Origin of the sequence: Streptomyces sp. NBC_00996 (assembly GCF_045162675.1) — a bacterium.
Classification (GTDB): Bacteria; Actinomycetota; Actinomycetes; order Streptomycetales; family Streptomycetaceae; genus Streptomyces.
Genome location: NZ_CP108723.1, coordinates 8353517 through 8376632 on the forward strand (window position 1 = coordinate 8353517; position 23116 = coordinate 8376632).

The window sequence follows — 23116 nt, forward strand, 5'->3', positions numbered from 1 at the left end:
TCGGCGGCTTCGGGATTGCCGAGTCGGGGTCGGGGACGCTGCGGACCGGGGTGGTGGAAAATGATCTACCTCAGAGCGGAAGTGAACACTGTCAGCGCCTGCATAGGGGCTGACAGTGGCGTTTCGTCGGTATCTCCTTCTCTGCGCTTCACTCGATCGAGGTTCGTTGTGGATCACTGATTCGCCTCGGGGCGTGGGCGTGGGATGCCGAGGTCGGTGGTGGGTCCCTTGGTGAGGCGGGCGGCTTCGGCCTGTTTGGCGCGGAGGAAGGTCAGGGTCGAGTCGATGCCTTCGACCTCGCCGAGCCAGTGCTCTTCCTGGGCTCGCTTGCGGCGCAGGAGGAGGTCCTTCTCGATCTCCGCGAGGCGGGGCAGCATCTTGGGGTTGACCTGGAGCATCGGGCAGCGGATGCAGGCTTCTCTGAACTAATTTGCGGAGTGTCCGGCGAGTTTAGCGTGCACCTATTTGGCGCCTTCCCGCGTCCAGCTCCATCTGAAGCTTGCTCAGCAGAGTTGAATCCACGTCGAAGTCATAGGCATCGAGACCGATCACATCAAGATCACGCCGCAGAAACGTGGTAACGAGATTGCGCCACTTGTAGAGGTCTGCCGGGATGGGGCCACCGTCTGCTGCCCACCTGGTGCAGCACTCTCGTAGACCCAAGACTGCTCCCCGGGTGGTGGCATCAGCGCAAAGGCCGCCGGCAGAGTAGATCCATTCGTTCAGCTGCTGCGCCACGCTCTCGCCCGCCTGAGGAGTGGCAGTGACAGTGTGCGAAAGGGGGGCAAGGGCGCGATGCACCTCCGGATACGTAGCCATTCTGGTCTTGTAAAGCTCAAGCGCCCAGTCCGCTTTGATGTCTATCAACAGCTTCCTGCGCTCTCTGCGGGACTGCGCCAGCGTGAGAAACGCGCCGACACCCGCCACCAACAGCGCAACAGCTCCGGATATCGTTGCCGAAAAGACCTGCGTCACTTTTCAAACCCTCCCCACATCGTCGTCGCTCACGCCACTACTTTGATGACCCGACCTCTGGGAGTCAGCGACAGCCCTCGCCATCGTCGGCATACCCAGTTGCACCGCAACCGCCTGGCCGTTGCCGAGCCTGTCGAGCTGAGCGAGTTTGTCTTCGGCGCCAGTCAGGCTGACGCGTAGTCCCTCGACCTCGCCGAGCCAGCCTTCCGTCTCGGCTTCAGCGATTCGGGCGATCAAGTTGTCGCGGATCTCGGCAAGCCGTGCCTCTTGGGCCGGGTCAGGTCGGAGGAGCGAGCATCTGACACAAGCGTGCTCATGGATACAGGGGGATCCGAAGGCGCGTGCGCAGGTGCCGATGGACACCTTCCGCTTCTCGAAGTGGGCGAGGAAGGCGTCCCACTCCTCTTCTGTTGGGATCCGGTACTCCTCGCCGGGGCGGGAGGCCCGTCGGCGAGCGATGAACGCCCGGTGGGCCTCGATCGTCTCGGCAGGATAGACCGCCTTGTATCCGATCGTGGTGTCGATGTTCTTGTGACCGCAGATGACCTGGGCAATGTGCGGGGGCAGTCCGTTCATGATGGCGTCGGTGACGAAGATCCTTCGGAAGTCATGGGGCGAGAAGGTGAGAACCTCGCCGCCGGCGTTGGTGAGGCCGGTGACGGCAAGGGCATTGATCAGCAGCTTGCGGATCGCAGTCGGCGTGAACGCGCGGTGCTCGGAGCCGATGTCGCGCTGGAACAGCAGCGGCATCGGCGGGTTCCAGACCTTCTCGCGGACGTCGTAGCTGGCCACCAGCGGTATCGCCCTGCTGGGCCCGCGCAGACGGCTAATGATGGTACTGAGGACGTCGGCGAGTTCCGGGCCGACCAGCAGGAGTCGTTCGGTGTCGGTCTTGGACGGCGCGATCTGCAGCAGCGGTACGACTTCGCCGGAGGACGGGAGCCGGTACTGGGTGACGCTGTGGTGCGTCAGCTCCAAGAGTTCCTCGTTGCGGATGCCGGTCAGGCGGAGAACCTCGATCGCGGCGAACGCCCAAAACGCCTCCTCTTCCTCGTAGGTCAGGTTCCGCCGCCGTCCGCCGGACGTCTCTTCGGCCCATGTGAGGTGGCCTGCGGCCTTGGGCGCGATGGATCTGCGCAGTGTCCCGTCGGTGCCGGGGATCACGGTCCCGGGCTCGGTGTTCTTCGCCGCCTGGAGCAGGTCGGCGGCCGCGCGTCGCCGCCGATCTGCCGTGCTGACCAGCATGGGCAGGACGGGGAGCCGTTCGCGGGTGCGCTGGTCCATCCGTGCCTTGCGCCGCTTGCGGTCCTTCGCCTTGTGGATCTCGTCATCGCGGATCGGGCAGGGCACGGCCCATGGTCCCCAGCGGGCTGGTTCTTCGGCTGCCCACTGGGCGATGTCGAGGTAGAACGCCCGGACTCGCATGAGTTCGTCCTTGGCGTTGAGCCGCGGGCTGGCAACCTCGACGCTCTTCCCCTCGGGCCCGGTGACGGTGCGCCTTTTGACCTTCAGTTCCTCTTTCCACTCGCGGGCCACTGCCGGTGGCAGCCGCAGCGAGTCGATCCCCGGCGCCAGGACTTCGATCTGGGCCCAGAACAGGCCCGCCAGAGTCCGGGAGATCGTGTCCAGGCTGGCGAAGTCCAGCGAAGGCTGCGGCTCCCGCAGGTAGTCGACGATCAGATCCCGGACCGGCCGGCACTGAAGCCGGTAGCGGTCCACCAATTCCTCGATGCTCAACTGGCCCAGGGCGAGTCCGAACGCCCGGATCGTGGCCGGGGCGTCCTCGGGAAAGATCTCCAGGGCCCGCAGCCGCAGATAGAAGTCGACCTTCTTCTGCCCGCCACGGGCGTGTACTTGACGCTGGGTATCGACGAGTTCCACGCAGTCGCCGACCGTGATGTCGCGGATCGCTCCGCCCTTGCAGGCCAGCAGGGTCGCGATGCGTGTCGCGGCGATCTGGGCGTCCTTGCGCGAACTCGTCGGCCCGGACTCGGCCTGCTGGTGCAGGCGTGCGAACCCGTCGGGGTCCCGGACCTCGGCCATGACGGAGGCGAGATGCCGATGCGTGCGGGTGAGCATCCACGGCAGGCCGGGACGGATGACGTCTCCGCAGATCAGCATGAGCAGCCCCGACGACAGGTCCCCGCGGTCATACGACGGCGAGGAGCCGCACTCGCGCAGCCACCTCAGCGGCAGCTCAACCCAGGAGGCTCCGGGGAGGCCCTCCGCGCCGCTGGCCACCCACCGCTGCTGCCAGGTCTCACCGGCAAAGCTCGACAACCACTGCAGCAGCTTGGTCACCCCGCGTCGACGACCGGCCCGGGTGCCGTTGACCGCCGGGAGAAACGGGGGCGCCGTCAGCCGACGCAGCGTCTCCTCCAGGGGCCGTGCGGTGTGCGGCCACGACGGCTCGTCCGGACGGGCCGGAAAGCGCGTCCGCAACCGGCTGTTCCTCGACTGGGCCTGCTCTGCCGTCGCGTTCGAGACCTCCAACGGCCTGCGGGTCATGTGCTTGGCGACGGCGCTCACGAGGGCCGGCCGAACAAGACGTCCAGCGAGGCCGGGTTGTAGCCCGGAGCCGGGGGTGGTGGCACCGGCTGGCTGTGCTCTCGGGCCTGACGCGCGTGATGGGCCAGTACCCCGGCCACGACCTCGTCCTTGCGCGGCGTTAGGTATAGCTCCGTGGCGGACAAGTGTGCATGTCCGAGCACCCATTGCACGTCGGCCAACGTCAGCTTCGGGTCGCGCACCATGCGGGCAGCCGCGCTGTGTCGCAAGTCGTGAAGGGTCCAGTCGGCACCGATCGAGGCGTTGACCCGCTCGAACATCCGGTGGGCACCGTGATAGGTCAGCGGCCGCAGCGGACGTCGTCGTGTCCACCACACTGGCTGCGTACGACCGCGGGGCACCAGGCCATGTACCTCCTGCTGATAGAGGCGCAACCACACGAACGCATCAGCCGACGCTGGCACTTGCTGCACCGCCCGCGTGCCCTTGCGCACCACACTGATCAGCTGCTGGCCGGGGTCGATGTCGCGCTGGCGGACGCCGATCAGCTCCGAGGCCCGTACTCCGGTGGAGATCCAGAACGCGACCAGGGCCCGGTCACGGTTCGAGGGCAGCGCGGCGAACAGCGTGTTGAACCACTCGTCGGGAATCGAGCGCGGGATCCGCCGCGGAACGTTGGGGCGATAGCGCCCCACCCGCTCCGGCTTCCAGCCGTCCATCGGATTGCGGTGCGCGTGCGTCCGGCCAGCGCGGCGCGACAGGTCCAGCGGGAACGGGTTGAGCAGCGGGCCGGACCCCGCGTCGCGGTGGATGTCGTAGAAGCGTCGTAACACCGTCTCGCTGTGCGCGACGGTCGTCGGGGCGTAGCCGGGCCCAGCTGACGGCTTCCCCGTCACGGCATTCGGTGCGTTGGCTGCCCGTACCGACCGCCGGGCCGAAGACTTCGCTCGCTGTGGCTTGACCGTCAGCTGAATCCAGCAGCTGAAGTCCCTGGCCTCCGCCCGGGTCGCTCGTTCCCAAGAAATGCCCACTGCCTGAAGGAACCGCCACCACCGGAGCACATCCATCCCGTAGGAACGGACCGTCGACGGTGCCTTCCTCGCCGCCAACAACTCCTGGAAGTAGACCGCGACCGCTTCCACGATCACACCGTCCGGGTCGACGAGCTGATACGGCTCGTACCGATCGCCGGTCTCCACCAGGCGGCCCCACCGAGGAACCACCAACGTCGCCAGATCCCGCTCGGGAGCATCGTCCATCACGACCGGTGACCGTAGCGACCGCAGACGGCATCTGCCCCCTGAACTGCCCAATCCCCACTGCTCGTTCAGTCAACAGGGCGTGTTCGTGGTTGCAGGGGGTGCCGTAGGGGCGGGCGCAGTTGCCGAGTTCGACCTTGCGTTTGTCGAAGTGCTCTTCGAAGTCGGCCCACTCGTCGGGCGTGACCTCGGGGTATTCGATCTCCGGTCGGAGCGAGCGGCGGTGGTTCAGGAAGCGCTGGTAGTTGGTGACGATGTCCTCGGCGAAGACCGCGACGTAGCCCTGGAGGGTCTGGAGGTTCAGGTGGCCGAGCAGGGCAGCGCCGATGTGGATGGGCAGGCCGCCGTTGACGATCTCGGTGGCGAAGAGCCTGCGGAAGTCGTGCGGCGTGAAGGTCATGTCGGCGAAGGCCCGGTGGGTCTCGGCGAGTTCCTCGCAGCTGCGGGCGAACATGTGGATGAACGTGGTCGGGGCGATCACTGATCGCTGTGTGCCGTTCTGCCGTTGCATGAGGAAAGGCATGGGCTCTGACCAGGTCTTCTCGTGCGGGTCGTAGCGGTTGAGCAGGCGGACCGGTCGGCCGTCTGGGGTGAGGCGGCGGATGATCTGGGCGACGGCGTGGAACAGGTCCGCGGACATCGGGATGACGCGCTCGCGCTCGCTCTTGGACGGGGCGATGACGAGCAGGGCGATGACCTCGTCGTTCGGGCGCCGATACTGGCGGATGCTCAGGTGGGTGAGCTCGCAGAGCTCTTCGACGCGGATGCCGCTGTGTCGCAGGATCTCCAGGCCGGCCCATTCCCAGAACGCGGTGTCCTCGGTGAGCGTGACGTTGAGGACCTGTCCGTCCTCGTCGGTGACGCGGACTGGTGGCTCGTCGTGGCTCTTGGCCCAGGTGCGATCGCGGTCGCTGTCCGTGCGCCGGTAGGAGTGTCCGTCGTGCTCGAAGATCTCTCCGAGCTCGACCGTGCGGGCCTTCTTGAGCAGGCCCGTCAAGTGCTCGTATCGGTCTTCGACGTGTGCGACCAGGGTGGGCAGCAGGGGCTGGCGGACCCGGATGCGGTCGGACATCCGCTGGTGGATCTCCCGCTTGCGTTTGGCGAACCCCTTGAGTTCCTTCGGCCGGATCGGGCAGGGCACGACCCACTGGGCCCACTGCTCGGGCTCGTCGATGGCCCAGCTGTGCAGGTCGAGGTAGAGGGCGCGGACGGCCAGGAGGATGCCGGAGTCGTCCGCGCGGGTGCGGCGCTCGTCGCGGTCCCACCGCTTGATGGCAGCGCGCCACTGGTCATAGACCTCGGGGCTCAGCGCCAGGTCCTGCTGTCCCGGGTTGATCTTCTCGATCTTGGCCCAGAACGTGTTCGCGAGCTGGCGGGCCAGGGCCGTGATGGTGGTGTAGTCGGTTCCGGCCCGGCGCCGGGTCAGGTAGTCGATCAGCAGCTGGCGGACGCCCTGGTGCTGGATGGGGTAGCGGTCGACGAGCTGGGTGACGGTGAGCTGGCCGCGATAGACGTAGGCCCGCAGGATCGGCGGGGTGCCGGGCGGGAAGTGGCCCATCTGGTGCAGCACCTGCCAGGTGCCCAGGCCCGCGAAGCGGGCAGCACCCGCCTTGCTGCCGTGGGTCACTCCGAGCCGCTTGGACTCCATGCCGAAGTGCAGCAGCGCCGACGGCGTCAGGTCCTCCAGCGCGATGCCCTGCGTGGTCAGGGCAGCGGTCAGGTCGAACTTGGCCCGGAGCCGGTGCATGTGGTGGAAGTCGAAGGCGTCGGCTGCGGGGAAGAACTTCTCCAGCAGCGGATCGGGCTGGAGTTCGCGGAACCGCGCCGGGTAGTCAAGGAACTTGTTCGCGCGGAAGCCGGAGATCGACGGCCGGATGACCCGCAGGCAGAACGCCAGCTTGATCCCGGCGATCAAGTCCGCGCTGTCGCGGCGGTCGCCCTCGCGCGCCAGGACGCGTACTGACTCGGCGCCTTCGTCGTCGAAGCCGCTGGCCTGCCATTTCGCCTGCCAGGTGTCGCCGGGCATCTCCTCCAGGAGGGAGAAGGTGCGCTGGACGGCAGTCCGTCGGCGCCCCGGGTTCGGCTGGCCCTTGGTGACCCGCTCGACGATGCGCAGGATCTCGGAGGCCGGGGCCTGGGAGAGGTCCCCGTAGGGGCCCGGCGGTGTGCTGGGCAGCGGCGCCGGTGCCGCCTTCAGCTCCGTGCCGGCGAAGCGTGTGACGGGAGCGGGGATGAACGGCTCGTCGCCGTTGTAGTCGGTGCGTCGGTTGCGGGCGGTGAAGTTCTGGATGTCAGCCACCGAACACCGCCTTGAAGTCGTCCGGGTCGTAGCCGGGAGCGATGGTGGGCTGGAGGCGGGGGCGCTGGTAGTGCGCTTGGAGGGCGTCGAAGAGGTCCTCGACGCGGGCGTGCAGGTAGCGGCCGGTGGTGGCCAGGTCGGCGTGCCGGAGGATGGCCCTGACCTCGACCAGGGTCAGGTTGGGGTCGTTGGCCATCCGCTCGGCTGCCGTGTGCCGCAGGTCGTGAAAGCTCCAGTTCGTGCCCAGCCGGTCGTTGGCCCGCTGGATGACGCGCCGCATCGCCCAGTAGGTGAGCGGCTTGTCCGGGCCGCGGCGGGTGCGGAAGACCGGCTTGTGCGGGGCGGGCATGCCGATCGCGTCGAGGTAGGCGGCCAGCACCACCAGGGCCTGAGGGCTCGCAGGGATCGGCTCGCGCAGCTTCGTGCCCTTGGAGACGACGTAGACGATCTGGGCCTGCCAGTCGACGTCGGCCGGGGTGACGCCGAGCAGTTCGGAGGCGCGGGCGCCGCTGGAGACGTAGAGCAGCACTGCGGCGCGGTCCCGGTCGTGGTTCATGGCGGCGAAGAATTCGTCCCACATCGCGTCCGGGATGGCCCGGGGCTCGGTGGCCGGGACGCGCTGACGCAGACGGGAGCGGCGGAAGGCCGGCACGGCGTCCGCCGGGTTGCGGTGGGCCAGCGCCCGGCGCCGTGCCTCGGAGACCGGCACCGGATTCATCAACGGGCCCTTGCCCAGGTCGCGGTGGAAGTCGTAGAAGCTGGCGACCACGGTCAGTGCGTGGTTGATCGTCGCCGGGGCGTAGCCGGCCTTGAGGTACCGCTTGCCGGTGCGCGGGTTGACCGAGCCGGGCTGCGGCGCCTCGGGCCGGGTGCGACGGCGCTGCGGATTCGGTGCCGTACGAAGCCATCCCACTATCACTGCCACCTCCCCTTCCGTTGCCTTGTCCCAGGTCACGTTCAAGAGCCACAGGAACCGGAACCACCGCAGCAGGTCATTGGCGTAACTGCGGCTCGTATCCGGGCTGTTGTCGTTCAGAGCGAGGTCCCGCAGGTAGGGCGTACGCCGGGTGCTGGGTCTCCAGCTGAACGACCGAGCCGACGCGGGGCAGGACAGCCCGCCCCTCCATCAGCTGGTTGCGCAGGTGCGACGTCACACAGAACTCCTTGGGCAGTCGGACATCGCAGTGCCCAACGACCTCAAGAAGGTGCAGTTAACAGACCAGCCCTGCTCGGGGTGGGCCGCCACGATGTGCGGGGCGTTGGAGTCCGCGGACGGGCACGAAGACTGGTGTGAACACATGGCGCACCTCCACGTCGGATGCGATGGGTCTCGGCGGCGGTGTCGCCGCCCTCGCACATATAGACCATGCGCGCGCGGCGAACTCATCGGAACAGTCGGCCGTGAAGCGTGACAACACGAGGACAACTCTCGGACCTCGTCGGGACGGACGGTGCCAACTCGCCACCGAAGGGGTGACGATCACCGGCCTCGGGACGCCGGACCGGTACGCATGGAGCGCCCCTTTCAGCCCCCGTTCCAGGAGGTACTCTCATGTCCTTGCGCCAGGTCATCGGCGCGGCGGCCACCGGCGTCGCCCTGCTTGTGCCGGTCGCCCCGTCCGCCGTGGCCGTTTCCCCCTCGTACGAGCCGTACGAGCAGGTGACCGTCGACCCGACCGGTCATGTCGCTGCCGATGGAACCATCACCCTCTCCGGCACCTACCGCTGTTCGAGCGCCACCGGGCCCGTGTTCGTCTCCTCCTCGGTGTCGCAGACCGATCCTCGCGTGCGCCACGGCATCGGCGGCACCGTGGCGGTCTGTGACGGCGCGGCACACCGCTGGACCAACTCGGAGCAGCGCGAGCTCGGCACCCTCACGGCGGGCAACGCCCACGTCGAGGCCATCCTGATGGAAATGAGCACCGAGTCGGGCCTCCCGCTGCCGAAGTTCCACGCGACCCGAGAGCAGGACATCACCCTGATCGAGGGGTGAGCACGGGCACGGGAGCCGCCGCCCGGGAAGGGGCGGCGGCTCCCGTGATGTCCGGCGGAGGGGGAGCGACCCCACCTCCCGGAGGACCTGCGCGCGACGGCGTCAGCTGTGGCTGAGGACGTTGACCACGCGGCCGTTGGGGTCCCGGACGAAGAAACGGCGTACGCCCCACTCCTCGTCGGTCAGCGGGTGCACGATCTCGGCACCGCTCCTGCGCACCTCGGCATACACCGCGTCGACGTCCTCGACCTCGATGCTCATGTCCGGTGCCACGGGGGCGGTCGCGTCGTCGGTCATCAGGCTGACCTGCACGGCGGGGTTGTCGGCGGAGGCCAGGGTCACGATCCAGCCGTGGTTCATGACTTCCTCGAAGCCAAGCAGGCCGTAGAACTCGGAACTTTCCTTCAGGGCGACTGACTGGACGTTGGGTACGACCCGTCGGACGTACATCTCGCGGCTCCGGTGGTCAGGTCGGATGCGTCTGAGGACCGAGACAGCGTATCGGAGTGCCCTGCCCGACGCAGCCGCGGCGGACATCCGGCGTGGATCCTTCGACGGTCCGTCCGGGGACGCCGACGGGGCGCCGCGCGGGAGTTGGATGGTCCCGGAACCCTGAAAACTGCCCAGCACTCAGAACAAACACCGTTGCAGTACTAGTGTCCTGCGCCATCAATTCGTCGTTAGTTCTTGGTGCCCCACTGCCGCCGACTTGGCCGAATACTCGCAGGCCGGGGCTGGATGGGCGGACAACCAACCCGGCCGGGCAAGGCGCGAATCCACCGACGAACTTCTGGCGCAGCGCACTAGGCCGAGTTGCGCCACACCTTCACGTCCAAGGTGGCGTACGTCGTCCCGGACGAGCCCCGATACGTCACGAGCCCCACGTGCCCCGTCCCGCTGATGACGCACATCTGCTGACCGACGGTGAGGTCCTTGACCCAGATGTAGCTCTGGTAGCCGGTCGCCGCCTTGCACACGTCCAGGCTCGCCTGCCGCCCCACCGGCAGCAGGGCAAGTGAGCTGCCGGACGTGGTGCCGGGGGCGAGGACCGCGCCCGAGGAGTAGACCGCGTACGTCAGGTCCTCGTCGGAGCTCCCGGTGTCCGCCTTGGACCGCACCGGGGTGTCCTCCAGATACAGGTCGTGGCTGGCGGTCATCCGGATCCCCGAGTACGTCACCGGGACAGGGGCCTTCGGGCCCGCGGGCTCGCTGGTCGCGGCGCTCGTGGGAGTCGAGGTCGCGGCCCGCGTGGGCGTCGGGGGCCCCGAAGGGCTCGGAGGCAGCGTGGACTTGGCGGGCCTGGGCTTCTTCGAGGCCGTGGTGGACGGGGAGCCGGACGGCGACGGCGACGTCCTGGCGGTCTGGGCCGACCGTGACGCGGCCACCTCCCGCGCCTGGTCGCCGCTCTTGCCGCCGTCTCCCGGGACGAGCAGCAGAGCGGCGGTCGCACCGCAGGCGACGAGCACGACGGCAGCCGCCGCCAACAGCCAGACGCGGCCCTTGCGGCCCTTGCCGTCCGTGGCCACCGAGGAGGTCCGCGCGGCGGCCGGTTCATGCGGCTGCGGCCCGGCGGGCGGAGCGTAGGCCCCCGGCGCGGCCGGATGCCCCATCACGAACGGCCCGGGCAGTGCGGCATGGGACGGCGAGGTGGGGGAGTAGGCCATCGGGGGGCCGAAACCGCCCGGCGTCGACCCGGAACCGCCGGGTGCGGGTCCGAAAGAGCCGGCCGCGGGTCCGGAACCGGCGGGCGCCGGTCCGAAAGCACCGGGCGTCGCCCCGGAACCGCCGGGACCGAGAGCGCCCGGAGCCGCTCCCGCCCGGGCCTGATCGGCCTCCTCGGTCCGAGCCGCGATCCCCGCCGCCAGCTCGCCCGGCAGCCACGCCCCGGACGCGAACCGCGCATGGTCACCGCGTTGCGCCTGGATCGACTGAACGGAGCGAATGACCTCCTCGACGGAAGGCCGCTCGGCGGCCGGCTTGCGCAGACACCACGCCACCAACTCGCGTATCTCCCCCGGCACATGGCTGAGGTCGGGCTGCTCGTGCACCACCCGGTAGAGCACCGCGTGCGGGTCCCCGTCCCCGAAGGCGGCACCGCCCGTCGCCGCGAACACGGCGGTCTGCCCCAGCGCGAACACGTCGGCCGAGGGCGCGGCCTCCGCGCCGAGCACCTGCTCCGGCGCCATATAGGCGACGGTGCCGAGGGCCGTACCGCTCTGCGTCACCGACGTGGCATCAGCGGCCCGCGCGACACCGAAGTCGATGACGCGCGGGCCGTCGGCGGCGAGCAGCACGTTCGACGGCTTGAGGTCCCGATGCACGATGCCCTCGCGATGCACCGCCTGCAGTGCCTCGGCGACTCCGGCGATCAGCCGCAGCACGGTGTCGACGGGCAGCGGCCCGTGGCCGTGCACGGCAGCGGCGAGGGACGGCCCCGGCACATACGCGGTCGCACACCACGGCATGGACCCTTCGGTGTCGCTGTCCACGACCGGAGCCGTATAGAGCCCGTGCACCCGGCTCGCTGCCGCCACCTCGGCCTGGAACCGCTTCCGGAACTCGGCGTTCTCGGCGAGTTCCGGCCGGATCACCTTGACCGCGACGGCCCGCCCGCCCGGCGTGTGCGAGAGATAGACCCGTCCCATACCGCCGGCCCCGAGCCGCGCCACCAGCCGATAGCCGCCCATGACCCGCGGATCGCCGTCCTCCAGCGGCTGGAAACTCCCCGCGCCGGGCTCACCGTTGCTCAACACGCCCCACTCCACCCCAAGATCTGCTCGCGGGTCCCATTGCACCACGGGTCCCTCGCGTCCCGCTCCGGAGTCCGTCGTCGGCTCTCGGGGACCCCCAGAGGCGTTGCGGAAGTGCAGTCGGCGTGGGGGCACAGACCGGGAGAAGTCGCACGCATGCCGCCGCACCCGTCCCGGCCCGTGCTCGGGTCGGTCAGGAGGGGTGCGGCGGCATGTCGGCGAAGGGCTGCTCAGATGTCCCGGAAGATCTCGATCTGTGCGCCGATCGTGTTGAGCCGCTCGGCGAGGTCCTCGTAGCCGCGGTTGATGACGTATACGTTCCGCAGCACGGAGGTGCCGTCGGCCGCCATCATCGCCAGCAGGACGACCACGGCGGGCCGCAGCGCGGGTGGGCACATCATCTCGGCGGCGCGCCAGCGGGTCGGGCCTTCGACCAGCACGCGGTGCGGGTCGAGGAGTTGCAGCCGGCCGCCGAGGCGGTTGAGGTCCGTCAGGTAGATCGCCCGGTTGTCGTAGACCCAGTCGTGGATCAGCGTCTTGCCCTGCGCGGAGGCCGCGATGGCCGCGAAGAACGGGACGTTGTCGATGTTCAGGCCGGGGAACGGCATCGGGTGGATCTTGTCGATCGGCGCCTCCAGCTTGGAGGGCCGGACGGTCAGGTCGACCAGGCGGGTACGGCCGTTGTCGGCGAAGTACTCCGCCGTGCGGTCGTGGTCCAGGCCCATCTCCTCCAGGACCGCGAGCTCGATCTCCAGGAACTCGATCGGCACCCGGCACACCGTCAGCTCGGACTCGGTGACCACCGCTGCGGCCAGCAGGCTCATCGCCTCGACCGGGTCCTCGGAGGGCGAGTAGTCCACGTCGACATCGATGTTCGGCACGCCGTGCACGGTGAGCGTGGTCGTGCCGATGCCCTCGACCCGTACGCCCAGGGCTTCCAGGAAGAAGCACAGGTCCTGGACCATGTAATTGGAGGACGCGTTGCGGATGACGGTCATGCCGTCGTGGCGGGCGGCGGCGAGCAGCGCGTTCTCGGTCACGGTGTCGCCGCGCTCGGTCAGCACGATCGGGCGACCGGGAGAGACCGAGCGGTCCACCTGCGCGTGGTAGAGCCCCTCGGTGGCGGCGATGTCGAGACCGAAGCGGCGCAGCGCGATCATGTGCGGCTCGATCGTGCGCGTGCCGAGGTCACAACCGCCCGCGTACGGCAGCTTGAAGTGGTCCATACGGTGCAGCAGCGGGCCGAGGAACATGATGATCGAGCGGGTGCGGCGGGCCGCCTCCGCGTCGATGGCCTCCATCTCCAGCTCGCTCGGGGGCACGATCTCCAGGTCGACCCCGTCATTGATCCACCGGGTGCGGACGCCGATCGAACCGAGCACCTCCAGAAGGCGGTACACCTCTTCGATACGGGCGACACGGCGCAGCACCGTGCGCCCCTTGTTCAGGAGCGTCGCGCACAGCAGCGCCACGCAGGCGTTCTTGCTGGTCTTGACGTCGATCGAGCCGGACAGACGACGTCCGCCGACGACACGCAGATGCATCGGACCCGCATAGCCCAAAGAGACAATCTCACTGTCCAGGGCTTCACCGATTCGGGCGATCATCTCAAGGCTGATGTTTTGATTGCCGCGCTCGATGCGATTGACGGCGCTCTGGCTGGTGCCGAGCGCCTCGGCAAGTTGCGACTGTGTCCAGCCTCGGTGCTGCCGGGCGTCACGGATGAGTTTGCCGATGCGTACGAGGTAGTCGTCTGCCATGGCGCGACCGTATATCGGATGTGAGATAAACGAAAATGGAGCGCGTCCTTCCGGGTATCGGACGTCATGAAGCGCTGGTCGCAGGGGAGTTCGGGCTCCGTGCGCCGGGAGCGCGGCCACGGTGGCGGGACGCCCGGGCCATGGCTCGTCGAGGTCGCCGCCGACGAGTGGCCGCGAAGAGGCGCTTCTGTGACGGTTCGTCGGTTGTGGGAACTTTTGTCGCTGATTCGTCCACTTCGTCTGCTGCCTCCGCGCGCTGGTGCGCCATGGTGGCGGCGGGCAGAGCGGGGGCTGCGGCCCATCAGGGTGCGCTCGCGCGGCCGCTCCCGTTCCCTGTCGGTCGCCGTGACCGCTTCCTGCGTGCCTCCTCGCGCAGAACGCACTCTCCGTCCCGCGAGTGCTTGGAGGCGACCCTGGCGGGCCTCAACTGCTCCGTCTGGAGACGAGTCCGCCGCGGTGTTCACCGCCGCCGTGTGCGACCGGCGCCGCGGTGCCCGACCGGGCCGGGGGTCACCGCCCCCGATGTCGCGTCGTCCGCCGCCACCCGAAGGGCCCCGGCAGATCCTCCCCCGCTCTCGGCTTCGCTCGAGCGGGGGCGCCCCCATCGTCGTCCGGTGCCGCTGTGTGTGCGCCGTGGCCCGTGCCGCCCGCCCCTGGTGATCGACCACGAGCGGCGATTGATGTTGAGTCGCACTCCGGGGAGGATGCGGAAACCCTTGCGGAACGTGAGTGGCATGGGTTGCCCCCCTGTGACGGTTACGCCGGGTGGTCCCGGGTCGACACCGGGTACCCCTCAGGAGGCCGGGCATGACCAGCCCGCGCCCATGTACTAGAGTTATCTCGACATCGAGATATCTGCCGAGGCGCCCCGCAGCCGCCACCCCGGTAAGGGTTACCTAACTTAGCCTTACCTTAACGGATCGGTCCATCAGTCGTGGCGGCAGGATTGCGGTGGGTACGCGCACATCAATGAAGGAGACTGTCGTGTCGGCGAACAGCTTCGACGCCCGCAGCACGCTGCAGGTGGGCGACGAGTCGTACGAGATCTTCCGGCTGGACAAGGTGGAAGGCTCGGCTCGCCTTCCGTACAGCCTGAAGGTGCTGCTGGAGAACCTGCTCCGCACCGAGGACGGCGCGAACATCACCGCCGACCACATCCGCGCGCTCGGCTCCTGGGACTCCCAGGCCCAGCCGTCGCAGGAGATCCAGTTCACGCCCGCCCGTGTGATCATGCAGGACTTCACCGGCGTGCCCTGTGTCGTCGACCTCGCCACCATGCGCGAGGCCGTCAAGGAGCTCGGCGGCGACGCGGCGAAGATCAACCCGCTGGCCCCGGCCGAGCTGGTCATCGACCACTCCGTCATCGCCGACAAGTTCGGCACGAACGACGCGTTCGCGCAGAACGTCGAGCTGGAGTACGGCCGCAACAAGGAGCGCTACCAGTTCCTGCGCTGGGGCCAGACCGCCTTCGACGAGTTCAAGGTCGTCCCGCCGGGCACCGGCATCGTCCACCAGGTCAACATCGAGCACCTGGCCCGTACGGTCATGGTCCGGGGCGGACAGGCGTACCCCGACACCCTGGTCGGCACCGACTCGCACACCACGATGGTCAACGGCCTGGGTGTCCTGGGCTGGGGCGTCGGCGGCATCGAGGCCGAGGCCGCGATGCTCGGCCAGCCGGTCTCGATGCTCATCCCGCGCGTCGTCGGCTTCAAGCTCACCGGTGAGCTCACGCCCGGCACCACCGCCACGGACCTCGTGCTCACGATCACCGAGATGCTGCGCAAGCACGGCGTCGTCGGCAAGTTCGTCGAGTTCTACGGAGAGGGCGTCGCCGCCACCTCCCTCGCGAACCGCGCGACCATCGGCAACATGTCGCCGGAGTTCGGCTCCACCGCCGCGATCTTCCCGATCGACGGCGAGACCCTGAACTACCTCAAGCTCACCGGCCGCTCCGAGCAGCAGGTCGCGCTCGTCGAGGCGTACGCCAAGGAGCAGGGCCTCTGGCTCGACCCGGCCGCCGAGCCCGACTTCTCCGAGAAGCTGGAGCTCGACCTCTCCACGGTCGTCCCGTCGATCGCCGGCCCGAAGCGCCCGCAGGACCGCATCGTCCTCGCGAACGCCGCGCAGCAGTTCGCGCAGGACGTCCGCAACTACGTGGACGAGGACGACGAGGCGGGCAAGGAGTCGTTCCCGGCCTCCGACGCCCCGGCCGAGCACAACGGTGTCCCGACCCGGCCCACCCTGGTCACGGCCCCCGACGGCTCGACCTACGAGATCGACCACGGCGCGGTGACGGTCGCGGCCATCACCTCCTGCACCAACACCTCGAACCCGTACGTCATGGTCGCCGCCGCGCTCGTCGCGAAGAAGGCCGTGGAGAAGGGCCTGACCCGCAAGCCGTGGGTCAAGACCACCCTTGCCCCGGGCTCCAAGGTCGTCACCGACTACTTCGACAAGGCGGGCCTGACCCCGTACCTCGACAAGATGGGCTTCAACCTCGTCGGCTACGGCTGCACCACCTGCATCGGCAACTCCGGCCCGCTGCCGGAGGAGGTCTCCAAGGCCGTCAACGACCACGACCTCGCGGTCACCTCGGTCCTCTCCGGCAACCGGAACTTCGAGGGCCGTATCAACCCCGACGTCAAGATGAACTACCTGGCCTCCCCGCCGCTGGTCGTCGCGTACGCCCTCGCGGGCTCCATGAAGGTGGACATCACCAAGGACGCGCTGGGCACCGACCAGGACGGCAAGCCGGTCTACCTCGAAGACATCTGGCCGACCGAGGCCGAGGTCAACGACGTCGTGGCGAACGCCATCGGCGAGGACATGTTCAACAAGTCCTACCAGGATGTCTTCGCGGGCGACGCCCAGTGGCAGGCGCTGCCGATCCCGACCGGCAACACCTTCGAGTGGGACCCGCAGTCCACCTACGTGCGCAAGCCCCCGTACTTCGAGGGCATGACGATGGAGACCACCCCGGTCTCCGACATCACGGGCGCCCGCGTCCTGGCCAAGCTGGGCGACTCGGTCACCACCGACCACATCTCCCCGGCCGGTGCGATCAAGGCCGACACCCCGGCCGGCAAGTACCTCACCGAGCACGGTGTGGAGCGTCGTGACTTCAACTCCTACGGCTCCCGTCGTGGCAACCACGAGGTCATGATCCGCGGCACGTTCGCCAACATCCGCCTGCGCAACCAGATCGCGCCGGGCACCGAGGGCGGCTACACCCGCGACTTCACCCAGGACGGCGGTCCGGTGTCGTTCATCTACGACGCCTCCCGCAACTACATCGAGCAGGGCACCCCGCTGGCCATCCTGGCCGGCAAGGAGTACGGCTCCGGCTCGTCCCGTGACTGGGCCGCCAAGGGCACCGCGCTCCTCGGCGTCAAGGCCGTCATCGCCGAGTCGTACGAGCGCATCCACCGCTCGAACCTCATCGGCATGGGCGTCCTGCCGCTGCAGTTCCCGGAGGGCGCCTCCGCCGAGTCCCTCGGCCTCACCGGCGAGGAGACCTTCTCCTTCACCGGCGTCGAGGAGCTGAACAACGGCACCACCCCGCGCACGGTGAAGGTCACCACCGACACGGGCGTCGAGTTCGACGCGGTCGTCCGCATCGACACCCCCGGCGAGGCGGACTACTACCGCAACGGCGGCATCATGCAGTACGTGCTGCGCAACCTGATCCGCAAGTAGGCGGTCCGGATCCGCGAGTAGGCGGTCCGCAGGGCAGTTGAGGGCCGCATCCCCGATCGCGGGGGTGCGGCCTTCGCCGTTCGCCGTGTGCCGTGCCGCTCAGGACATCGGCAGGGCTCAGGCGGAACACAGGGTTCCCTCAGCGGACCGGGACACGATTGCTACATGTCCGGCACTTCTGGGGTCCGTGGCGGCCGCGTCCATGTGCTGATCGTCGATGACGAGCCGAGGCTCACGGAGCTGCGGTCCGTCGCCGTCACGGAGGCGGGGTGGCGGCCCTGCCCGGCGGCCGACGGGGAGAGCGCGCTGCACGTCGCGCGCAGTTGCGCCCCGCACGCCGTCGTCCTCGACGGGATGCTGCCCGACCTCGACGGCGCTGCGTCATCCGCGTACGGGACGACGGTCCCGGCATCCCGCCCGCGCTGCTGCCCAGGGTCTTCGAGCGCTTCACCCGCGCCGACGCGTCCCGCTCCCGCATGTCCTCCCAGGACGGCGGCTCCGGGCTCGGTCTCGCCATCGTCGCGGCGATCACGGCGGCCCACGACGGCACCATCCATGTGGAAAGCGCGCCGGGCCGCACGGAGTTCACCCTCGAACTGCCACCGGCCGACTCGGCAACGACCGCGGGCACGACCACGAGAGCGGTGGGCGCGGCCACGCGCGGTGGTACGACGACAGCGGTGGGTGCGACCCCGCGCGGTGGTACGACGACAGCGGTGGGTGCGACCCCGCGCGGTGGTACGACGACAGCGGTGGGTGCGACCCCGCGCGGTGGTACGGCGACGGCGGACACAGCCACGAGCGGTGGTACCACGACGGCGGACACGGCCACGAGCGTCGGCGCGACGGCGGCAGGCTCGACCTAGACCTAGACCTAGACCTAGACCTAGACCTCGACAGCGGCCCCGGCCCCGGCCCCGGCGTCGGCCTGAACCTTCGCCCCACGTGCGGAGGCGGGATGCCGGAGGTCGGTCAAGCCCCGGAGCCCGGCCTAGACCCAGCCCAGCGCCTGGCTGACCACGAACGGGGCGGGGATCAGCAGCGCCATGCCGAGCCAAGGGCCCACGGGATGGCCCTCCTGGCGGGGCATCAGGATGTCCACCACCAGCACCATTCCAAGGACGAACCCACAGCCCAGCACGGCGCCGGTGATCATGCCGAGCGCGTTGTCGGGGGTCTCCTTGTCACAGCCGATGCCGCCTCCGCAGTCGACCGACGGGTACTTGATCAGCAGCCACCGCAGGCACAGGGCCGGGACGATCGCGACCAGCCCGATCAGGAGATTCGCCAGGGCGGGCGCCCACAGGCCGCGAACGGCCTCCGGGCCGCGGCCGGCACTCTGGGTGCGGCCGGCACTCGGGCTGCGCTCGGCAGCCGGGCTGAGTTCGGAACTTGGGCTGCACTCGGTACCCGGGCTGCACTCGGTACCCGCCCCCGGACCGCCCCCGCTCTTGTCGTCACCACCCGTTTCGTAGCCCCGCACCAGCCCGCCCTTTTCCCTTGCCCGCAGTCATGTCGTCTCCATGGAGGGAAGAGGGGATGGGCGCACGCCGGGTTCCGGAGGGCCCGGCCCGGCGGCATCGTGCATGCCTCCTACGCCCCTCGCGGCGCTTTCGTGTGTCCGGATCGCTTGTCGCGCCGGGCGTTTACAGGGGGTCCGGTGCGCGCTAACTTCCCCACTGAGTGGGGTGGGAGCGCTCCCACCCTGGTGGACCGGAACCCGCCCCGGAGTTGCTCCCACCCCACGTGCACGTTCCTCACGTCCAACCGGCTTGAAGGGCTGTATGTCATGTCATGCTCCTGGCAACGGCGAGGTGACGGGAGTTCACGACGCCGGTCATCCGACCGAGCCGCCCCCCGGCGCGTGTTCCGCGACCCGTCGCACGACCAACAGCTGGTCCGGCGGTTACCAGTCCGAGGTGACCGTCACCAACGCAGGCGACGTCCCGATGCTCGGCTGGATGGTCGACTGGTCGCTGCCGGAAGGACAGTCGGTCGCCGGCCTGTGGAACGGCAACGCGACGTACGACGGCCAGGATGTGATGGTGCACAACGCCGACTGGAACGGGGCGTTGGACCCGGGCGGCAGCGCGACGTTCGGGTACGTCGTCTCCGGGGCGGGTGATGATCCGTCAACAGAGCTGCCGTATCAGGTGGGTTGAGCCCGCATTGCTCAGGGCGGACCGGGTGGGTGGTTCGGGACTCACCCGGTCCGCGAGCCCGGGCGGGGTCGGGGGAGGCCCCTGCCCGGGATGGTGCGTAGCTTTCGGGGGTGGTGCGGTGGCTTGTGTCGATCGCGGTGTGCGACAACGTTGTCGAATGGTCTGTACATGACTCTACCGCCTCAACGGACAACGATGTCAAGCCAGTTGATCGACATCGATGGGCGTGGTGCTTCAATCGAGGGGCGTAGTGCTTCATTGGGGTGGACGCCGGCCGCGCCATCTGCGCCGCACGCGGTCTTCCGTGGCACCCGTGGCGCACGTTACTGTCCCTGCGGCTTGTGCGATCTGTGGTGCGCGACCCGTCCGAAGGAGGAGGGGCCGCGTCATGCGTTTCCGTCCGTCATCCGTTCTGCTGGCCGTCGCTCTGACGGTCGGCGGCGCCACCCCGGCGCTCGCCGAACCCCCGTCCGCTCCACCCGATCTGGTCCGGGACCCCACTGCGTACGTCGATCCGCTCATCGGCACCAAGAACGGCGGCAACGTCTTCCCGGGCGCCGTCGTGCCCTTCGGCATGCTCTCCTGGAGCCCCGAGAACACTCGCGGGGACGCCACCCGCACGGCCGCGCCAGGTGGTTACCAGTACGACGCCACGCGCATCCGGGGCTTCAGCCTCACCCACATGTCCGGCACGGGATGCGCGGGCGGCAGCGGCGACATCCCGTTCTTCCCGTATGCCGGTGAGGTCACCTCCTCCCCGGCGAGCGACACCAAGGACGCCGTGTACGCGGCCGACTTCGCGCACGCCGACGAGACCGCCGAGCCCGGTCACTACAAGGTGGGCCTCGCCTCGGGCGTCACGGCCGACCTGACGGCCACCGCGCGCACGGGTGCGGGCCGCTTCACCTTCCCCGCCGACAAGCCCGCCTCTCTGCTGATCCGTACCGCCAACTCCGAGGTCGGCTCGACGGATTCATCCCTGAAGATCGACCCGGCGACCCGCACGGTCTCCGGCTCCGTCACCTCCGGGAACTTCTGCGGCTACCTCGACCCGGAGGGCCGACGCGCCTACTACACCCTCTACTTCACCGCCCACTTCGACCGCGACTTCAAGAGGACCGGCACCTGGCAGGACGACAAGCTGAGCCCGGGAACCACGGAGGCCGCCGGCGGTACCGGCGGATTCGGACAGGGAGGCCGACCCGTCGCGGGCAAGGGCGCCGGCGGCTATGTGGAGTTCGAGCCCAGCGCCGATCCTGTGAACGTCAAGGTCGGTATCTCGTACGTCAGTCAGGCGGGCGCCGAGGCCAACCTCGCCGCCGAGAACCCGCGGTCCCGTTCCTTCGCCTCCGTCCAGGACGCCGCCCACCGCGCTTGGCGTGACCGGCTCGGCGGCATCCGGGTCGGCGGCGGCACCGACGACGAGCGCACCACCTTCTACACCGCGCTCTACCACACCCTGCTGCACCCGAACGTCATCAGTGACGCCGACCGCAGATACAGAGGCCCCGACGACCAGGTCCATGTCGTCGGCCGCGGCCACCGGGCGCAGTACGGCACCTTCTCCGGCTGGGACGTCTACCGTTCCCAGGTCCAGCTGCTGACCCTTCTCGACCCGGACACCGGGTCCGACATCGCGCAGTCGCTGCTCGAACTCGCCCGGCGGAACGGGGGAGTCTGGGACCGCTGGCTGCACGGAGCGAGCGGCACGCACGTCATGAACGGCGACCCGTCGGCGCCCGCGCTCGCCGGCATCCGGGCCTTCGGCGGGACGGACTTCGATCTGAGGGGTGCGCTCGCCTCCCTGGTCCGGGCGGCGACCGTACCGACCGAGCAGGATCTGTCCTCGGCGGGCAAGCCGGTCCTCTCGGTGGGCCAACGGCCTTCCCTCGACAAGTACGTGGACCACCACTACATGCCGTCCGTGTCGAATGCCTGGGGCGGCGCGGCCGAGACCCTGGAGATGTCTGGCGCGGACTTCGCGCTCTCCCAACTGGCCGCGGCGGCAGGGGAGAAGGGTACGGCGGCGGCCTTCGCCAAGCGCTCCCAGTGGTGGCAGAACAACTTCAACATCGCCGCCGACCCGACCGGCGGCTACATCGCCAACCGCAAGGCGGACGGCAGCTGGGTCACCGGCTTCACCCCGGCCACCGGCAACGGCTTCGTGGAGGGCACGGCGGCCCAGTACACCTGGATGGTGCAGCACGACCCGGCCGGCCTCTTCGCGGCCATGGGGGGGCGTGACAAGGCCCTGGACCGCCTGGACGCCTTCTTCCGCAACGCGGACGGCAGCTGGGCCTTCACGGGCAGTGGGGGCGACAAGTCCGAGCTGGACAACGAGCCCTCGATCAACGTGCCCTACCTGTACGACTACGCGGGTGCGCCCTACAAGGCGCAGCAGACCGTCCGCGCGGCGATGAGCGAGCTGTGGTCGACACAGCCCGGCGGCATCCCGGGCAACGACGACCTCGGCGAGATGTCGTCCTGGTACGTCTTCTCCTCGCTCGGTATGTACCCCCAGGTGCCTTCGCGCGCCGAACTCACCCTGGCCTCACCGCTGTTCCCGAGGATCGAGATCGAGCGCCCGCACGGTGCCGACATCGAGATCCGGGCGAGCGGCGCGGCGGCCGACTCCCCGTACATCCAGTCCCTGAAGGTCAACGGCCGTACCAGCGACCGGCCTTGGCTTCCGGCCTCCTTCGTACGGGACGGCGGCGCGCTCGACTACACGCTCAGTGGCACCCCCGACCAGCAGTGGGGCAGCGCGGCGGCCGCCGCCCCGCCCTCCTTCCGTGAGGGCGAGCAGCCGTACCAGATCGGCGTGGGCCCGACCACGGCGACGCTCGCGCCCGGCGGCAGCACGAAGCTCGACATCCGCGCCCTCGCCCTGAGCGGCGGCGCAGGGCCCGAGGTGCGCTTCCAGGTGGATGCGCCGGACGGCGTGACGGCGACACCCGCCGAGGGCACGGTGACCGACGGCACCCGGCAGATCACCCTGGCGGCCGGCGCCGACTCCAAGCAGGGCTTCTACGAAGTCAAGGTCACCGTGACATCGGCCGACACGTCGTACGAGCAACCGGTGGCCCTCACGGTCGCGGCCCCCGGCTCCCTCCTCGCCGCGTACAACAACACCGGTGTCTCGGACGACACCGGCGACCACGACGAAGCCGACTACGACGGCGGCGGCTGGAGCTACTCCCGTCAGGCCCTCGCCGACGCGGGCCTGACGCCCGGCAAGCAGGGCAGCGTGGACGGCCTCACCTTCACCTGGCCAAACTCCCCGTCCGGCCGCCCCGACAACGCCTCGGCCACCGGTCAGACCATCGAATGCGCCGACGGCACAACGCAGTTGTCCTTCATCGGCAGTGCGGTCAACGGCAACCAGCAGACCAAGGCGACCGTCACCTACACCGACGGCACCACCGACTCCATCGACCTCTCCTTCACCGACTGGACCGTCGGCGGTGGGGGCGGCACCGTCCAGTACGGCAACGAGACCGTCGCCAAGGCCGCGTACCGCAATGTCGCGGGCGCCGACAAGGACCCGGTGGCGACCTACGTCTTCGCCACCAAGCCCTTCCAGGCCCCGTCCGGCAGGACCGTCAAGAGCGTGAAGCTGCCGGACAACGCGGACCTGCACGTCTTCACCCTCGCGGTGAACTGAACCGCACCGGACGAGCCGCACCACATGAACGCGGGGCGGGCGCGGAG

The 23116-nt window shown here is 69.2% G+C and carries 13 protein-coding genes and 5 pseudogenes; 5 read left to right on the plus strand and 13 right to left on the minus strand.

Going from position 1 to position 23116, the window contains the following annotated elements; translation table 11 throughout:
• Positions 1–173: 173 nt before the first annotated feature.
• From OG390_RS38900 to OG390_RS38935, 8 genes and pseudogenes are all read right to left on the minus strand, one after another.
• Positions 174–398, minus strand: a complete 225-nt coding sequence (locus tag OG390_RS38900) for a recombinase (RefSeq protein WP_406174485.1) — start codon at positions 396–398, stop codon at positions 174–176.
• A 52-nt stretch (positions 399–450) separates the two neighbouring features.
• Positions 451–975, minus strand: coding sequence for a hypothetical protein (locus OG390_RS38905; protein WP_406174487.1), 525 nt, complete (start codon positions 973–975; stop codon positions 451–453).
• A gap of 3 nt (positions 976–978) precedes the next feature.
• Positions 979–3504 carry a tyrosine-type recombinase/integrase gene (locus OG390_RS38910; protein WP_406174489.1) on the minus strand — a complete coding sequence of 842 codons (2526 nt, stop codon included), beginning with the start codon at positions 3502–3504 and terminating at the stop codon, positions 979–981.
• The gene (locus OG390_RS38915; protein WP_406178125.1) at positions 3501–4202 is read right to left on the minus strand and encodes a tyrosine-type recombinase/integrase; all 702 of its coding nucleotides are present in this window, start codon (positions 4200–4202) and stop codon (positions 3501–3503) included. The genes OG390_RS38910 and OG390_RS38915 overlap by 4 nt, the downstream gene beginning before the upstream one ends.
• A gap of 267 nt (positions 4203–4469) precedes the next feature.
• Positions 4470–4742, minus strand: a pseudogene (locus tag OG390_RS38920) (site-specific integrase); the annotation flags it as partial.
• A gap of 277 nt (positions 4743–5019) precedes the next feature.
• A pseudogene (locus OG390_RS38925) lies at positions 5020–6768 on the minus strand (site-specific integrase); the annotation flags it as partial.
• A gap of 265 nt (positions 6769–7033) precedes the next feature.
• Positions 7034–7966 (minus strand): tyrosine-type recombinase/integrase, encoded by a 933-nt coding sequence (locus tag OG390_RS38930; protein ID WP_406174491.1) that lies wholly within the window; start codon positions 7964–7966, stop codon positions 7034–7036.
• 282 nt (positions 7967–8248) lie between these two features.
• A pseudogene (locus OG390_RS38935) lies at positions 8249–8341 on the minus strand (DUF5999 family protein); the annotation flags it as partial.
• Positions 8342–8593: 252 nt separating this feature from the next.
• Between OG390_RS38935 and OG390_RS38940 the strand changes: the two are divergent.
• On the plus strand, positions 8594–9034 hold the full coding sequence (locus tag OG390_RS38940; RefSeq protein ID WP_406174493.1) for a DUF6299 family protein: 441 nt from the start codon (positions 8594–8596) through the stop codon (positions 9032–9034).
• 102 nt (positions 9035–9136) lie between these two features.
• Here the strand turns inward: OG390_RS38940 and OG390_RS38945 are convergent, their stop codons facing one another.
• The 4 genes and pseudogenes from OG390_RS38945 to OG390_RS38960 all read right to left on the minus strand — a co-directional run bounded on the left by OG390_RS38945 (position 9137) and on the right by OG390_RS38960 (position 14280).
• Positions 9137–9484, minus strand: coding sequence for a VOC family protein (locus OG390_RS38945; RefSeq protein WP_406174495.1), 348 nt, complete (start codon positions 9482–9484; stop codon positions 9137–9139).
• Positions 9485–9837: 353 nt separating this feature from the next.
• On the minus strand, positions 9838–11787 hold the full coding sequence (locus OG390_RS38950; protein WP_406174496.1) for a protein kinase domain-containing protein: 1950 nt from the start codon (positions 11785–11787) through the stop codon (positions 9838–9840).
• 227 nt (positions 11788–12014) lie between these two features.
• A complete protein-coding gene (locus tag OG390_RS38955; RefSeq protein WP_399084972.1) occupies positions 12015–13544 on the minus strand; it encodes a helix-turn-helix domain-containing protein in 1530 nt (509 codons plus the stop codon).
• Between the two features lie 510 nt (positions 13545–14054).
• Positions 14055–14280: pseudogene (locus tag OG390_RS38960) on the minus strand (DUF4236 domain-containing protein).
• 248 nt (positions 14281–14528) lie between these two features.
• Between OG390_RS38960 and acnA the strand changes: the two are divergent.
• Both acnA and OG390_RS38970 read left to right on the plus strand, forming a co-directional pair.
• On the plus strand, positions 14529–17243 hold the full coding sequence (gene acnA, locus OG390_RS38965; protein ID WP_406174499.1) for an aconitate hydratase AcnA: 2715 nt from the start codon (positions 14529–14531) through the stop codon (positions 17241–17243).
• Positions 17244–17512: 269 nt separating this feature from the next.
• Complete coding sequence (locus tag OG390_RS38970; protein WP_406174500.1) at positions 17513–18109, plus strand: sensor histidine kinase; 597 nt, start codon at positions 17513–17515, stop codon at positions 18107–18109.
• A gap of 125 nt (positions 18110–18234) precedes the next feature.
• On the opposite strand, the gene OG390_RS38975 is transcribed toward OG390_RS38970, so the two are convergent.
• On the minus strand, positions 18235–18726 hold the full coding sequence (locus OG390_RS38975; protein WP_406174502.1) for a hypothetical protein: 492 nt from the start codon (positions 18724–18726) through the stop codon (positions 18235–18237).
• A 319-nt stretch (positions 18727–19045) separates the two neighbouring features.
• Between OG390_RS38975 and OG390_RS38980 the strand changes: the two are divergent.
• Together OG390_RS38980 and OG390_RS38985 are read left to right on the plus strand one after the other, a co-directional pair.
• Positions 19046–19405: pseudogene (locus tag OG390_RS38980) on the plus strand (cellulose binding domain-containing protein); the annotation flags it as partial.
• Positions 19406–19793: 388 nt separating this feature from the next.
• Positions 19794–23069: a GH92 family glycosyl hydrolase gene (locus tag OG390_RS38985; protein WP_406174503.1), complete on the plus strand. Its 3276-nt coding sequence runs from the start codon at positions 19794–19796 to the stop codon at positions 23067–23069.
• Positions 23070–23116 lie beyond the last annotated feature (47 nt).

Coding starts and splice junctions, on each gene's coding strand:
- OG390_RS38900 (WP_406174485.1), bottom strand. CDS start 398: ATGCTCCAGGTCAACCCCAAGATGCTGCCCCGCCTCGCGGAGATCGAG.
- OG390_RS38955 (WP_399084972.1), bottom strand. CDS start 13,544: ATGGCAGACGACTACCTCGTACGCATCGGCAAACTCATCCGTGACGCC.
- OG390_RS38915 (WP_406178125.1), bottom strand. CDS start 4,202: ATGGACGGCTGGAAGCCGGAGCGGGTGGGGCGCTATCGCCCCAACGTT.
- OG390_RS38940 (WP_406174493.1), top strand. CDS start 8,594: ATGTCCTTGCGCCAGGTCATCGGCGCGGCGGCCACCGGCGTCGCCCTG.
- OG390_RS38985 (WP_406174503.1), top strand. CDS start 19,794: ATGCGTTTCCGTCCGTCATCCGTTCTGCTGGCCGTCGCTCTGACGGTC.
- OG390_RS38945 (WP_406174495.1), bottom strand. CDS start 9,484: ATGTACGTCCGACGGGTCGTACCCAACGTCCAGTCAGTCGCCCTGAAG.